This window comes from Lacticaseibacillus chiayiensis (assembly GCF_004123795.1).
Taxonomy (GTDB): domain Bacteria; phylum Bacillota; class Bacilli; order Lactobacillales; family Lactobacillaceae; genus Lacticaseibacillus; species Lacticaseibacillus chiayiensis.
Genome location: NZ_MSSM01000036.1, coordinates 1 through 13,102 on the forward strand (window position 1 = coordinate 1; position 13,102 = coordinate 13,102).

The window sequence follows — 13,102 nt, forward strand, 5'->3', positions numbered from 1 at the left end:
ACGTCTGATAAGTCCACATTGTCGAATGCGTGCGGATCAACGACTTCTTTAAAACCACCGAGGTCTTTACTTGGGCTATTGAAAACTACTGCATAACCACTTAGTTTCTTTGGACTGCTAGTGGTGTCGTCCTGTTGCTGTGTGTCTGGATTGTCTTGGTTTTGACTGTCGTCTGCTGTGTTAGGATCAGCGGCAGTCAGATCAGCGTCAGGATTCAGGCGTTTTTCTACGTCATCTTGATTCATTAGACGCACTTCCTTTCTGTTTATCTTGATAAGTGACAAGGTTGCTTAGTGGCGTGTAGTTCAGACTGGCCATGATCTCATCTCCACCGGTAATTGGTGGCAAGTTTAACTTGGCTCGTGCTTCGTTAGTGGTCAGAACACCGCCTTGCAGCCCCTTAACTGCTAGTTCTTGCATCGTTGCTGGGTCGGCACTGAACAGCTTGTCAGTGTTGAAGCTGAACCTGTTGTCACCAGTCGAAAGTTTAGCGTCCATCTCACTCGTGAAGCAGGTAAAATACTGAATCAGTGTGTTTTGCAGATAAACCAGATTCGACTGTACGGCATTAGAGTGTTCGCTTTCGATACCCAGCCGATCCAGTGGCAACCCGAATGCTTTAGCAATCTGCTTCGTTGTCCAATCGCTAGAATTGACTAGATTCAGTACGTCAGTATTAACTTCGAGTTGCTTGTAATCCATATCATTGTCGAGAATGATGGTCTTGAGGGCATTATCACCACTGTTGGCAGCTTCAAATTTATTCCGGATGTTTTCTTTGGCCTTGGTGTCTAGTTGAGTCTTGTTGACCTTAAGAATGCCTGTACCTTGGACACCGGAGTTGAAGAAACCTTTCAGCAACGCATGCCCAGACTTTTGTACCCCGACCTCATCATGGAGGCTATAAAGCGGCGATATTCCTTTGTAACCGTCTTGTGTGAAGCACTTGAAGTGTAATACCTCACTGGCATTTAAACGCTGTGAGCGGCCGTTGTCAGGCGTGTATTCGTAGCTGATAATTCCGGTCGTATCGTCTTGTTTAACCACCATCTGGCTGTTGGGGATTAACTCGAAGCCAGTAACTTGTCCGCTGGGATTCTTAGTAACCCGTGCAAAGCTGTTACCATTTAGCAGCATGTTAGTAGCTAGGGCAAACTTGAACCCCCACGCGGTCATATGGTCATTGGGTGCCTTGTTAAGAAGCACGCTGATACGCTTGTCACTGTATTCAATCGGATTGGTTGCAAGATCACCGGCAATCACGCGCACGGCCGTAAACACATCCGAATTACGTAAAGCACCAATACCCACATATAGGCCGCTGTCGTTGCTGGTCATGCTGACAAGCGCATCTAAGAACGGTTCGCTGTTGTCATCGCGTGGTTGTGTTGTGTCATTCGTGAAAAAGCTCATTGTTTCACCTCCCTTTGTTGAAGTTGATAATGACTGCGACAGAGATCAAGGCCGTGCCGACTGCTAACATACCAACGCCAAACCCGAATAGCCACCAGATACCGACAACCATACAGATCAGTCCCAGCAGCAATAGCACGGTCTGAACATTAAAAACTAAAGTCATCGCTCGAATAAAAGTCATTGTCTGCTGCCTCGCTTTCCTTGCTTTGATTCATTGCAATTGTGTAAGCATTCATCAGTGCTGCCAGCGGATCAATCTTCGTGGCATTTTTTGTCTTGTTGATAATTGGATTGTTGTTAGCATCATATTTCAGAATGGCATTGTTCACTGCATAGGCTAGTAACTGGTTGTTAGGGTGCTTGATGAGACCGTTGTACAGATCATCACGGAACCGCACCGTTGGTATTGACAACGTAAGCTGGCCTTGACGTACCTCAACCATTGGCATATCTCGTTTTTCAAACTCTGGAATCAGGTAGCCCATGGCGAAGGGATCATAACAGATGGCACGCACGTTCCACTGGTTACGTTCGATCAGGTCGAGAATGAAGCGTAGCACTTCGTCATAGTCGATCATGCCGCTCTCCAGTTTGGTAATGCTGCACTCACCGCGACTGGCACCACTGATGTAATTGAACCCGTCACGCTTGATCTTTTCTTCCAGACCATATTTAGTCCCCACGAATGAATGGCTGTCAGCATACAGGTAGCCATCTTCTGGAACCAACCACGAAATACTGGTCAGGTCGCTAGACTTAGAGAGATCCAGCCCGATATACACGTCCTTGTCTCTAGTGTCTGGTGGCTCGATAGTGGCTTTCTCCCAGTCATCCAGACTAATGTAGCTGTCTGCTCTGGCTGATTGCCACATGTTCATGTTCTTGACGAGAATTGGCCGCAGGGTTCCTTGCTTGGATGCTAGATCAACATCAGCTTGCAAGCTGGGCCGCATCGTCTTTGCTCTTTCAGCATTAGCCAGTAGCGGATTCGACTTCTCCCAAGTCTCTGGTGCAAAGGCTTCATCCTTGCTATCCTGCTCAAAAATGGCAATAAAATACCGATCAGCTTGTTCGCGACCGGTTAAGATTTTGGAGACAAATTTATATTCTTTATACATAGGACCATTCAGGTCTGGCCCCGTGGTCGAGATGACGGCTAGTAAACTGTTGTCGCTGTTGATCTGGCCAGATTTGAGTGTTCGCAGAATCTCATCAGTACGAGCTAAGGCGAACTCATCAATAATAGCCAAGTCACTTTGGTATCCATCGAGGCTGTGCAGATCAGAGGCAAGCGGAACAGCGCGGCTGTTGCTCGGCAAGTCGATGATTTCGTTACGGTTGATCTTCAAACGATCACGCACCGATTTAGACACCTTAGAGACCTGACGCAAACCACTAGACAGCATATCAAAGGCTAAGTGGGCTTGGGCGTTGCTGTTGGCTGTGTAGACAATCTCTCGGTTCATGGCTGGCTTGTTTTCCATGAGGAGATACAGTGCGCCGAGGCAGGCCATTAGGTACGATTTTCCGTTCTTGCGGCTCATACTAATGTAGGCTCGATCATAACGACGATTGCCGGTTTCTTTGTCTCTCCACCCGAACAGCTCTGAGACCAAATATTTTTGGAAAAGTTCTAGCTTTAGTGGTGATCCATCACGTGCCGGCATCAGTTCGATAAACTCAATGGCTTTGTTGGCAAAGTCCTCATCAAAGTAATACGGCCACGGATTCTTTTTGCGCTTGCTGGCTCTCAAGTCTCTGCGATAACGTCTTGCTGCTTGCTTAATCTTTTTACAAGCGACAATCTCACCGCTTAGCACCTTGTCAGTGTATTCAGTCGCATAGTTCATGATGACATCAGATCCGCGAACGGATCGTCAGGCTTCTTCTTAGTCTCATTCTTCACTGCCAACTTTGCCCGACTGTAGACTGACAAGCCAAGCAAGTCATCAATACGGATCATCTGATTAGTGGCATCAAGTTTCATTTTGACTGCTGGGTTAGCTTTCACACTATCAGTGGTTTCAACCATCATGCCTTGTTCTTGAATCAGCTCGGCAGCTTTCTGAATGTCAGAATAGGCTTGGCAATGACTGGCAATCAGGGCAGCATCTAGTTCACTCACTGGAATGTCTTTTTTGAGCAATGGTACAATGCGTTGCCATTCGGTCACTGCATAGTCATCAAGCCATGCGGGGGGCTGGTCAACTAATTCTTGATAGGTGAACAGTGATTCTTCCATTTCGCGCCGGTCTGCAAGCTTCTTTTTGCTCATTGCGCCGCGCATTTGCGTAATAGATTTCAGTGGTGCTCCCATCTCGATCACGTCCTTTCATTATATTTACTATTAGACTTATCTAACTTAATTATAACATACAGCACCAAATACCCATGATATATTGCGGTTATCACGGATTTTCAACAACGAAACTCCTATGCTTGGTTCCCAAGACCAAATGACCTAGCCCCCGTGTTTAAGTGGGGGTAGCGCGCCGCGTCTTCTACTTTCGTTTTGGTTCCGTGGCAGGCATTACACAGACTTTGTAAGTTGCTCTCGTCCAGTCTGCGGTTCCAGTCCACACGTATCGGCACAATATGATCTACCACGTCAGCTTGTACGTATAAGCCCTTTGCTTGGCATCGTTCACACAGTGGATGTGCTAGACGGTACGAGTAAGACAGCTTGCGCCACGCTTTGGACTTGTAGAACTTAAAGTAACGACCACCGATTGCTTTGCGATATGCATAGCGTTCGTTGTCGGACGCTCGTGGTTCTGGCTGGTGCTTATCACAGTACCGTTGATTGAACGGCACCATGGTGTTGCACCCAGCATGGTTACACAGCTTCATAATCATGACAACACGCCTGCCGTTTCTGGTTCAGGCTTATCATCGCGATAGTAAAGCTGAACGGTTATCATATTATCTGGTGCAGAGTATACCCGAATGAATCCGACTTGCCACCTGTGTAACGTCATGAACTTGTCGATGATACCGTTTAGTTCTCCTTGGTGCGCAGTATATTCAAATAGTTTCATCGTTCTAAGCCCCTTTGGTTGTCTTCTTGAGTGTCACAACATCGAACGCATTGGGATCATCATCGTACGCAATAGACTGGATCGCGTACAGGGTGCCATTAAGTTTTACCTGTGTGCTGTCATCTATCGCGTCAGTGTGGCGTACTACGATCGCTATGGTGTCTGCTAGGTCTGTGCCCGTGATCTGGTAGGTCTGTGTCACAGTACGGTTATATGATCCATAGAACAGGGTGCCAGTCGGCTCAAATGTAGAGATGTTAATACCTGCTCCAGTCTTGTGATTGACTGTCTTACCGATTTCAGCCACCTTGTTCAGGCGGGCAATTGAATAATTCTTCATGCTATGCCTCCTGTAAAAATATTTGGTAAAATCTCGAAATTTTCGGTACTTCGGTAACAAACGCTTATAAACGCCTTCATATCAACGTTTTTCTGTTACCGAACTTCAATATTTTTCGGTAACGTGTTACCGAAGTTTTGGTAACAAAAGACGTTTTTGGTAACAAAAGGATTAAAGACAACTACTGTTACCGAAATTGTTTTTCTGTATCCGTTGAGTGCGTAGGGCTTGAGCGACTGTTACCGAATTTCGGTAACGCCTGTTACCAAAACTATGTGGCCTAAACCCTTGGGAGAGTAAGGCGGTTACCAAAGTTACCGAAAATATTGGTATTCGTTTGATTTTCAGTTAAATCTTGGATTTATCAGTGATCCAGTTAGACGTAAGCCAATATATCGTCGGGTGTTGCCAAAAGTGTCATTTTCAAACCCTCGGCGGCTGTTTACTTTTTTCACTCCGTAAGCATCGAGCTTCTTAGTGATGGCTTGTGTCGTCGTTTTGTCCATATAGTTGTTGTCTTGGCAAAAACGTTTATATTCAGCCGTCACCACCGTGGATGCTTCACCGCGATCTTCATTTAGGTTAATTTCAGCGTACTGGTCAAGGAATTCTTTAAAGTGATCGTTTGCGTCCAGCCACTCTTGGCTTGCATTTACTACCGAATCAGGTTTTGTCAGGCCACCGCTTTTAAGCGCCTTGGCAAACATATGCATGCATTTCATAGCGAAGCGTGGCGTTTCTTCGTCCATCTTGGCATCGTCAAACTGATCCCACCAGTGTGTGTGTCGGGTGTCACCGTTAATCATCTTGATCACGGTCACCCGATCAGCAAAACCGCTGCTATGGTCACTGAATGCGGGCATTTCATTGGCACTGAACAGTAGCTTGGCATAATTCATGAACTTAAAGTTCTGAATGCCTTTAAACTCCGCTGGTATATAATCACCACCAGTTAGCGACTTAATCACAGCTGTACTCTTGAGGTAATCTGCCCCAACGTCTGCCACGATATTAGCTTCCTTGCCGTATAGGTTGGCTGTTTCAAAACGACGGTCACCATTGGCGAGGTCTGCTGGCTTTGATGCTGACACATTGTCACGCCCGATGAGGTTAGTAATTCTGCGAATAAGTGTGCTTTTGCCTTCACCGCCGGTACCATACAACCACAGAAACGCTTGGAATGGACGATAAGACCGATAGAACATATAACCGATGAATTCCTCAAATGTGATCGCGGCATCGCCCATCATAGCTGCAAGCAGTCGTTCAGTCTCTGGACAATCGTCCCTATCTGGATCGACCGCGTACTCATGGGCGTTCAGCATGTAATTGTCAGCGCTACTCTCCTGCATCTTGTTGGTCAGTATGCTGTATGTGCCGTTGGTGAATGCAACTAGTTCTGGATGTGGGTTCTCATCAAATGGTGATCGCTTACCATAGTCCTCGTTGTAGCTGATGCGTTGCAAGAATCGTCTGGCGCCTGTAATATCACTCTCACGATACAGCCCCCATTTGAGCATCTCTTTGGTGGTTCGGCTCTCGGTGGTCTTAGTGAACTCGCCCTTGCCAAATGTGCGCCATGTCCCTTTGCTGGGCTCATATATCGCGCCTTCACTCAACCCGGGAAAACTCTCTACTCGTGTTTTATCCATGAAGTGGTAGCCGTAGGTGAGAAAGTCCACCTTGATGTGCCGATGAATGATCACACTTTTAGGATCGTTTTCGTCTTTCTGTTCTGACTGAAACCACACTTTTAGCCAACTTGGCAGCTTTTTCGCCAGTTCCTTGTTGTACGCTCGAATTCCTTTTTCAGTCTTATCTGGCGGATCTGGATACTTGTTCACGTCAAATGGTTCCAATGTGCTTTTAGCAATGACTTTGAGCTGAGTAAACTCAGGCGACTTGTTTAATGCTTCTTTCAAACTGTCCGTATGCTTCACCGCCTAACTTCGACGCGCGATTTCGCGCTTGCTGATTGACTTAATAATCTTAACTAACTCGCCATTAGGCAAGGGAGGACGAACATAGCGCTGGTTGATAGTTTGAATGAGATCGGCACAGTTATCTGGATCAGCTCCGGAACGAAAGACTGAACCGGCAATGCTTGCCAGCCACTGGTTGCGGTTTCCTTCATCTGTGCCATCTACCAGACGATTAACAAAATGTCCAAACCATGAATCTGCGTTATTGTGATAATTGCTCATGATCGGGTGACGTTGGCGCTGTATTTCATCGAGCAACCACTGAGGTACTGGGGCTAGCTTGGTGATCTTGTGCCCTCTCAGTGGTTGATACATGCCGTTCTCGCGAATGCTAGGGAAAACTGGTACACCAGTCGCAACATAGTCAAGGCCAGTTTTCTCGCCATTCTTAGAGAACAAATCCGATCGACTGGTTAGCTTCAATTCTTTGGGATAGGTGAAGAAAATATGAAGTCCGCCGTTTGGCGTTGTTTCTATATAGGTAGATGGAATTTGATCAGCACGACCATCAGCGCTCAATTTAGCCAACGTCTCATTGCCATTAGCCCCGCTTTCATGCCCCATATCAATGTCAAACACCAGAACGCCATCAAGCCCTAAACCAATATTGTAGTTAGGATGTTCGCCCCACCATTTCTTGGCCTGTTCTGGGTCTTTGGTGGCGTCCTTATATCCGTGGGAACCAGCAAGAGGTGTTCTGGTCGCGGGCGCAAGTGGATAGACTGCAAAGCCATGCTGCTGGTATCCAAGCGCTACTTTAAGCACGTCGACCATCGACAGCATCTCCCTCCAAAAGTAGACGACGAGCATCAATGATCATGTCAGCGACTGTGTCGGCCAGTGCTGATTGCTGTTCATTATTGATCTGATGTCGCAAGATATTCACCATTGCACTTGTATCGCTTAAAAGTGCCTGAGCGGTTGTATAGTAATCTTCCTTCATCATTTTTCCCCCTCATCAGTTTCAGGGAAGTCAATAGCGGTAATCTGATCGGTGATAATATCTCGAGCACAAAAGACTAGACATTTCCACGTATCAAAGTCTCGTAAGGCCTCTAAAGCTACCAATGTGGCATTGTCGTGCGAGTGATTGTTATCGAAATGGCAAACTGAGATACCGAACTCATCTAGTTCATCGCATAGTGCAGATAGTGCCCCTTTTGCTTTGCGCAAGTCGTACAGCGAATCACCCAAATCTAATGGTTTCTTAACAGTAGTTGAAACATTCTTCATATTAATTGCCTCCATTTTCCTTGACAAAAGCATCTACCCAGAGGCAAGCTAGAAAAGAATACGAATCTTTTCGCTTGTCTTCTTCTCGCCTTGAGTTGCCGCTCTTGGCGATTTTTTTGTGGCCTCGATTAGTGAGCGTTTTTCTGCTTTTTTAGCTTGCCAATACCGGTCACAATCGGCATCAGCCTTTACAAACTGCGGCCACGTCCAGCCAAACTTGCTGTTAATCATCTTCGGCATGGCCATCATCCTTTCTAAACTGTAGAAACGCTCCCAGCACGCCCCCGTTCATGAAAACCATCAGCATGACGGGTATAACTGTCGGGTGGATAAATATCCACGTAATAAGGCTAGTCATCGGCATCATCCTCCTTGAGATAGTTAAGGACGATCCGAGCATTCTGCTTGTCTGTTTCGGACGTAGCCGGATCGTTCAATAAAAGCATAGATTCGCTACGGGCTACAAAGGCGTCAATGCACCAGCCTTCGTCAGTCTTCATAAAATGATCGTCTGAGTATTTCTGAAGGTTCGGATTAAGTGCCTTGAACTCCGCTAGGCTTTCCGGCTCGTTGTCCACATATTTGATAAAACCATTATCCAATGCGTATTGTGTAGGAACACCGTTTTCGTCAATTAAGTTGGTCTCGACCATGGTGCGATAAACCTCGTCCTTACCAATTGATACGCCTTCAGATTTCAAACCCTCATAGAATTGCTCCACGATTGACGGATAAACTACTTTCATATATTTCCCTTTCTGGCTTTATGTGCCTGCCATAAGTTGCTTACAATTTGCCGCCTGCCCAGCGTGATTACTTGCCGTGGTTATTCATGTAATCGTCTATGTCTGCGGTATTGATACGTTTTACGCCACCGACGACCTGTACCAACAACCCTTTCTTAGTCCAAGACAAAAGTGTGTTACGAGCAACACCGGCATAAGCTGCCGCCTGACCGATGTTCAACTTTTTCGGCACTGGCTGCTGCTTATTCTCGTTCATCACGCGGACTACTTCTTGATGAATTCGCTCTTGCAGCATTTTGTCAAAATCAATTGGTAAAGTAATTTGCGCTTTCATTGCTGTCATCATTTCACCCCCCTTAATATGTTTGTCAGGAACTCATGGGTTACATTTTCTTTGTTCTTGACACCTACAGTATACATGTTGAAAAAAGAAATGCAACCTATAGGTTACAAATTTATGATATTGTGGTAACATCGTAGTCATAAAAGGGGGTTCCATATGCTCAAATTCAATTTAAAACAGCTTATGCAGTCGCAAGGTATTTCTATTACAGATCTAGCGACGAAAACGGGCTTGTCGAGAAAAACTCTGTCACAACTAGCAAATAATGATAGCAAAGGGATTCAACTTAGCACGCTTGAATCGTTGATGAATTTTTTCAAAAAGAATGTTAGCGACATAATCGTCAGAGCTAAAGACGATATTGAATTTCGCTTTTCGCAGAGACCATTTACATCTGACTTTAAACCGGTGCAAAAGTTTAACCCAAGCATGAGTTTTCCAACGCTTCAGCTGTTTATACTCGTCATAGATAAGAACACAAATGCCTCTTTCGTCTATCCTGTTATGTCGACCGTTACGACTAATGGCGGATATTCAATAGCGTTTTTTGTTCAGGACTTTGAAAATATTAATTCAAAAGAAAATCCTGAAACCTTCTTTGCTGCTCAAAAAGCGTTGACGGTGCTATCCCGGTCAAAAAAAGTTGAAGAAGCTTTTCTGACACACTTAGTACATACAACAATGTTGGCAGCAAAAGCATCAAATAACTTTATGGTGTTTGATAATTCCAGAAGCGTTGTTCCGTGCCTAGCAGCGCTTGCAGGCGAAACTATGATTAAGAACTTTTCAATCAAAGACGGAAGAGTGGTAATTGATGACGATTTGCTGCGAGAACAACCAGATCCACTTGAATCTGTCAAAATGGTTCAAGTTTGAATCTTTTAACTGTTGCGTTTATGTAACATAATTCTTAATTTTTTGTCTTTTTATATCATGGCCGAATTTTAGGCCGCCACCTTTTCGCCATTTTCGGCGAAAACTCTCCAATCTAACACCGCCTGCCCAGCGTGAAGGATAGGAGAAGAATATGGCATCAATTAAAAAGTACGCAACGAAAGACGGCAAAGAGTTCTGGCGCGTTCAGGTCTTTGCTGGTAACGATCCACAGACTGGCCACAAGAAGTACAAGGTGCGGCGTGGGTTTAAGACAAAAAAAGAAGCCACTGTTGCAGCAGCTAGACTTGAACTGGCAATTAGCAACGGTGACTTAGAAAATGAAAAACCAAAGCCCGTGTTCTTTCGGGATGTATATGAGGAGTGGTATGGAAACTACATTAATACGGTAAGAGAGTCCACATGGGCCCGAACTGCTGGAATGTTCAATAATCACATCCTACCGGCATTTGGCGGTAAGCGAATTGCCACGATAACCACTAAGGACGTGCAGAAGGCTGTTAAGAGGTGGTTTGAATTCACGTCTGCTAACTATAAGCGGTGGTATAACTATGTTTCATCGGTTATGGACTATGCAGTTCGACAAGGGTATATGGATAAGAACCCCGCCAAAGCCGTTGTTTTACCGCACCATGACGATCTGGCTGGTGATAAGCCTGAAAACTTTTGGACTAAGGAACAAATGAATCAATTCTTTGCCTGTATCGACCAAGAGAACCACTTCGATGTCTTCATTATGTTTAGAGTTTTAGCCTTTACAGGCGTTCGTCGCGGTGAACTATTAGCGTTGACGTGGAATGATGTAAGCTTTAAAGAAAACAGTATTAAAGTGAACAAAACACTAACGCAAGGTGATAAAGGCCATCAGATCGTTCAGGCACCAAAGACACGCGCTGGAAGGCGCACCATTCCGGTAGACGGTCAAACGATGGCATACTTGAAACGGTGGCGTAGAATACAGCAGGAAACATTCATACAGCTAGGTATTAATACGATGCAACCGAATCAGTTGCTTTTCACTAATACTAAAAACGGGTATCAGTCATTAAATACACCGTCTAAGCGACTGCATAAGCTGCAAGATGACAATGGACTTACACCCAGAATAACCATTCACGGGTTCAGGCATAGTTTTATATCTAATTTATTGATTGCTGGTGTTCCTGTTACGTCAGTACAAAAACTGGTAGGACACACAGATCCGACTATTACGCTGGGTGTGTATGCTCACGTCAGTGCAAAGCAGGAATCAGAGGCCACCGCTGCACTTGCCAAATATATGCAAAATTGAATTAGAAAACCACAGAGAAAACCACGGAGGTTTTAAGGCTGGTTGGTAACAGCTCTATGGCGCATGGTTAAGGCGTTTCATGTGAAACAGTTACGTTTCCCCTGACCACCCAGAATATAAACATAACCGCGATTCATGAGCGTAGATAAACGCTTGTGGGTCGCGGTTTTGTTTTGGGCAGGAAAAATAAGCTGACGGGGCTAAGTAGTTTGCGCAAGGTGATTTCACCAAGAGGTAATGTTCAAGTTTTAAACTGGTCGATTTCGGCCAGTTTAAATGTGATCCCTTTTTGCGGTAGCCTTTGCAGTTTGGAACTTTGCTGAACTCGGGATGGCGCTGGCAATTTTGGTAAAAGGTAAGAAGCGCAGCGTGAAGACTTTTTCCGCAACGGCGGCATTTTCCATTGCGGCGTCAGGGATCACGGAGCCTGCAGTGTATGGCTTGATGCTGAAAATGAAACGGCCGATTATTCCGTCAATTATTGCTTCAGGGGTTGGCGGTTTATTCTTTGGACTCTGCCAAGTTAAAGTCTTTTCTCTTGTAACGGTGTCGATTCTTAGTTTGCCGCAGTTCATAAACCCAGCAGGCGGTAATAATTTCGTACTTGCTGTTGTAGGATTATTGCTGACAACAATCGTTTCGTTTGTCCTTAATTGGCTCTGGGGAATTGACGAGTCGATGTTTGATGAGGACGAAATCGAAGCTGCCGCCGAAGTATAATGCATAGTAAGAAGAACATTCACGTCAATTTGGAATCATTAAACAGGAGGTTCTAGAAAAATGGTCAAACGACTTTTGAGTGCGAGTACCAGCGAAGTGATGCAATTCAATGGGCAAGAGCTTAAGGAAAGCATTAAAGCGAGTGAAGGGCGCATTATTGTTAGCGAAAATATTGTGACACAAGAGAATCTGGATAGTATTACCACCGCTGAGATTGCTGCGGCATTTGGGGCGGATATGATTCTTTGCAATCGACTCGATGTGTACAATCCGAAAATTTTTGGACTGTATCCCGGTGAACGCGACTTGTATAGCGCGCCTAAACACGATGGTAAAGCGAGCATTGCGCGACTTCAGAAGTTGGTGGGGCGGCCTATTGGCATCAACATTGAGCCGATTGGGGACCATCCAAATATGATGGAGAATCAAATTTCCATTTTGCCTGGTTGTACGGCCAGCGAAGCGGTGATCAAGAAGACTGAGGAGATGGGCTTCCAGTTTATGGTCTTAACCGGTAACCCGGGCACCGGCGTCACGAATGCGGAAATCGCCCACAGTATTGCTTTGGCCAAAACGTACTTCAGTGGCTTAATTATTGCCGGGAAAATGCATGCTTCGGGCGTTGATGAGTCACTTATGAGTGAAGAAACCGCCAAAAAATTTATCAATGCAGGGGCCGACGTTATTTTGGCGCCAGCTGTTGGATCGATTCCGGGTTTTGATGAAGCAGCTTTGAAGGCGGTGGTGCAGGTGGTGCATCGGGCTGGCGGCTTGGTCATGAGTGCGATCGGGACGAGTCAGGAGGGCAGTGGCAGCCATGTGCTTCAGGACATGGCCATTCGCAGTAAAATCTGCGGCGTGGACATGCAGCATGTCGGCGACTCAGCGTGGGGCTTCGAATCGCCGGTCGATAACCTGTATGCCGTCAGCAAGGCCATCCGCGGCGAGCGCCATACGATTCAGCGCATGGCAAGATCCATTAATCGCTAAATTTCCGCGACTTCTCATATTAGAAACAGGCGGCATCTGCCTTTTGTCCCCAGAAGCCTAAAGGTGGATCGGCGACTATTTTCGGCAGTCGAGTATTAACCGAGCTGTT

General features: G+C 45.7%; 18 protein-coding genes and 1 pseudogene. 4 read left to right on the forward strand and 15 right to left on the reverse strand.

The features are described 5' to 3' along the window. The 15 genes from BVJ53_RS12675 to BVJ53_RS12745 all read right to left on the reverse strand — a co-directional run. Nucleotides 1-245: HK97 family phage prohead protease (locus tag BVJ53_RS12675; protein WP_191983450.1), on the reverse strand; the 245-nt coding region annotated here is incomplete at its 3' end. Then, nucleotides 232-1,413, reverse strand: a complete 1,182-nt coding sequence (locus BVJ53_RS12680) for a phage portal protein (protein ID WP_129302722.1) — start codon at nt 1,411-1,413, stop codon at nt 232-234. The genes BVJ53_RS12680 and BVJ53_RS12675, both read right to left, overlap by 14 nt. A 4-nt stretch (nt 1,414-1,417) precedes the next feature. Continuing rightward, nucleotides 1,418-1,597 carry a hypothetical protein gene (locus BVJ53_RS12685; RefSeq protein WP_003604811.1) on the reverse strand — a complete coding sequence of 60 codons (180 nt, stop codon included), beginning with the start codon at nt 1,595-1,597 and terminating at the stop codon, nt 1,418-1,420. Beyond that, on the reverse strand, nt 1,563-3,266 hold the full coding sequence (locus tag BVJ53_RS12690) for a terminase large subunit (RefSeq protein WP_129302723.1): 1,704 nt from the start codon (nt 3,264-3,266) through the stop codon (nt 1,563-1,565). Before BVJ53_RS12690 ends, BVJ53_RS12685 begins: the two co-directional genes overlap by 35 nt. After that, nucleotides 3,263-3,733, reverse strand: coding sequence for a phage terminase small subunit P27 family (locus BVJ53_RS12695; RefSeq protein ID WP_129302724.1), 471 nt, complete (start codon nt 3,731-3,733; stop codon nt 3,263-3,265). Before BVJ53_RS12695 ends, BVJ53_RS12690 begins: the two co-directional genes overlap by 4 nt. A 116-nt stretch (nt 3,734-3,849) precedes the next feature. Next, on the reverse strand, nt 3,850-4,272 hold the full coding sequence (locus BVJ53_RS12700; protein ID WP_129302725.1) for an HNH endonuclease signature motif containing protein: 423 nt from the start codon (nt 4,270-4,272) through the stop codon (nt 3,850-3,852). Then, complete coding sequence (locus BVJ53_RS12705; RefSeq protein WP_129302726.1) at nt 4,269-4,454, reverse strand: hypothetical protein; 186 nt, start codon at nt 4,452-4,454, stop codon at nt 4,269-4,271. The genes BVJ53_RS12700 and BVJ53_RS12705 overlap by 4 nt, the downstream gene beginning before the upstream one ends. A 4-nt stretch (nt 4,455-4,458) precedes the next feature. Next, complete coding sequence (locus BVJ53_RS12710; protein WP_016384963.1) at nt 4,459-4,794, reverse strand: phage head closure protein; 336 nt, start codon at nt 4,792-4,794, stop codon at nt 4,459-4,461. Nucleotides 4,795-5,138: 344 nt separating this feature from the next. Next, nucleotides 5,139-6,734 carry a DNA primase family protein gene (locus BVJ53_RS12715; RefSeq protein WP_129302727.1) on the reverse strand — a complete coding sequence of 532 codons (1,596 nt, stop codon included), beginning with the start codon at nt 6,732-6,734 and terminating at the stop codon, nt 5,139-5,141. Nucleotides 6,735-6,737: 3 nt separating this feature from the next. Beyond that, nucleotides 6,738-7,550 (reverse strand): bifunctional DNA primase/polymerase, encoded by an 813-nt coding sequence (locus BVJ53_RS12720; protein ID WP_129302728.1) that lies wholly within the window; start codon nt 7,548-7,550, stop codon nt 6,738-6,740. Continuing rightward, nucleotides 7,534-7,722 carry a hypothetical protein gene (locus BVJ53_RS12725; RefSeq protein ID WP_016373194.1) on the reverse strand — a complete coding sequence of 63 codons (189 nt, stop codon included), beginning with the start codon at nt 7,720-7,722 and terminating at the stop codon, nt 7,534-7,536. The genes BVJ53_RS12720 and BVJ53_RS12725 overlap by 17 nt, the downstream gene beginning before the upstream one ends. Next, the gene (locus tag BVJ53_RS12730; RefSeq protein ID WP_129302729.1) at nt 7,719-8,009 is read right to left on the reverse strand and encodes a hypothetical protein; all 291 of its coding nucleotides are present in this window, start codon (nt 8,007-8,009) and stop codon (nt 7,719-7,721) included. The genes BVJ53_RS12725 and BVJ53_RS12730 overlap by 4 nt, the downstream gene beginning before the upstream one ends. Nucleotides 8,010-8,057: 48 nt before the next feature. Then, entirely contained in the window at nt 8,058-8,249 is a 192-nt protein-coding gene (locus tag BVJ53_RS12735) for a hypothetical protein (protein ID WP_129302730.1), read from the reverse strand. A gap of 110 nt (nt 8,250-8,359) precedes the next feature. Beyond that, nucleotides 8,360-8,755 carry a hypothetical protein gene (locus tag BVJ53_RS12740; protein WP_129302731.1) on the reverse strand — a complete coding sequence of 132 codons (396 nt, stop codon included), beginning with the start codon at nt 8,753-8,755 and terminating at the stop codon, nt 8,360-8,362. Nucleotides 8,756-8,822: 67 nt separating this feature from the next. After that, on the reverse strand, nt 8,823-9,098 hold the full coding sequence (locus BVJ53_RS12745) for a helix-turn-helix domain-containing protein (RefSeq protein WP_129302768.1): 276 nt from the start codon (nt 9,096-9,098) through the stop codon (nt 8,823-8,825). A 156-nt stretch (nt 9,099-9,254) separates the two neighbouring features. On the opposite strand from BVJ53_RS12745, the gene BVJ53_RS12750 reads away from it, so the two are divergent. The 4 genes and pseudogenes from BVJ53_RS12750 (at nt 9,255) to BVJ53_RS12765 (ending at nt 12,993) form a co-directional block, all read left to right on the forward strand. Continuing rightward, nucleotides 9,255-9,974 (forward strand): helix-turn-helix domain-containing protein, encoded by a 720-nt coding sequence (locus BVJ53_RS12750; protein ID WP_129302732.1) that lies wholly within the window; start codon nt 9,255-9,257, stop codon nt 9,972-9,974. 151 nt (nt 9,975-10,125) lie between these two features. Next, on the forward strand, nt 10,126-11,283 hold the full coding sequence (locus BVJ53_RS12755; protein ID WP_129302733.1) for a site-specific integrase: 1,158 nt from the start codon (nt 10,126-10,128) through the stop codon (nt 11,281-11,283). Nucleotides 11,284-11,577: 294 nt separating this feature from the next. Continuing rightward, nucleotides 11,578-12,003: pseudogene (locus BVJ53_RS12760) on the forward strand (PTS transporter subunit EIIC); the annotation flags it as partial. A 60-nt stretch (nt 12,004-12,063) separates the two neighbouring features. Beyond that, nucleotides 12,064-12,993: a DUF7916 family protein gene (locus tag BVJ53_RS12765; RefSeq protein WP_129302734.1), complete on the forward strand. Its 930-nt coding sequence runs from the start codon at nt 12,064-12,066 to the stop codon at nt 12,991-12,993. The last annotated feature ends 109 nt before the right edge of the window (nt 12,994-13,102 follow it).

Excerpts from the sequence above, each read along its gene's own strand:
- BVJ53_RS12695 (WP_129302724.1), bottom strand. The coding sequence starts at position 3,733 with ATGGGAGCACCACTGAAATCTATTACGCAAATGCGCGGCGCAATGAGC.
- BVJ53_RS12730 (WP_129302729.1), bottom strand. The coding sequence starts at position 8,009 with ATGAAGAATGTTTCAACTACTGTTAAGAAACCATTAGATTTGGGTGAT.
- BVJ53_RS12740 (WP_129302731.1), bottom strand. The coding sequence starts at position 8,755 with ATGAAAGTAGTTTATCCGTCAATCGTGGAGCAATTCTATGAGGGTTTG.
- BVJ53_RS12680 (WP_129302722.1), bottom strand. The coding sequence starts at position 1,413 with ATGAGCTTTTTCACGAATGACACAACACAACCACGCGATGACAACAGC.
- BVJ53_RS12690 (WP_129302723.1), bottom strand. The coding sequence starts at position 3,266 with ATGAACTATGCGACTGAATACACTGACAAGGTGCTAAGCGGTGAGATT.
- BVJ53_RS12750 (WP_129302732.1), top strand. The coding sequence starts at position 9,255 with ATGCTCAAATTCAATTTAAAACAGCTTATGCAGTCGCAAGGTATTTCT.
- BVJ53_RS12755 (WP_129302733.1), top strand. The coding sequence starts at position 10,126 with ATGGCATCAATTAAAAAGTACGCAACGAAAGACGGCAAAGAGTTCTGG.
- BVJ53_RS12705 (WP_129302726.1), bottom strand. The coding sequence starts at position 4,454 with ATGAAACTATTTGAATATACTGCGCACCAAGGAGAACTAAACGGTATC.
- BVJ53_RS12725 (WP_016373194.1), bottom strand. The coding sequence starts at position 7,722 with ATGATGAAGGAAGATTACTATACAACCGCTCAGGCACTTTTAAGCGAT.
- BVJ53_RS12685 (WP_003604811.1), bottom strand. The coding sequence starts at position 1,597 with ATGACTTTTATTCGAGCGATGACTTTAGTTTTTAATGTTCAGACCGTG.
- BVJ53_RS12700 (WP_129302725.1), bottom strand. The coding sequence starts at position 4,272 with ATGATTATGAAGCTGTGTAACCATGCTGGGTGCAACACCATGGTGCCG.
- BVJ53_RS12735 (WP_129302730.1), bottom strand. The coding sequence starts at position 8,249 with ATGCCGAAGATGATTAACAGCAAGTTTGGCTGGACGTGGCCGCAGTTT.
- BVJ53_RS12765 (WP_129302734.1), top strand. The coding sequence starts at position 12,064 with ATGGTCAAACGACTTTTGAGTGCGAGTACCAGCGAAGTGATGCAATTC.
- BVJ53_RS12745 (WP_129302768.1), bottom strand. The coding sequence starts at position 9,098 with ATGACAGCAATGAAAGCGCAAATTACTTTACCAATTGATTTTGACAAA.
- BVJ53_RS12710 (WP_016384963.1), bottom strand. The coding sequence starts at position 4,794 with ATGAAGAATTATTCAATTGCCCGCCTGAACAAGGTGGCTGAAATCGGT.
- BVJ53_RS12720 (WP_129302728.1), bottom strand. The coding sequence starts at position 7,550 with ATGGTCGACGTGCTTAAAGTAGCGCTTGGATACCAGCAGCATGGCTTT.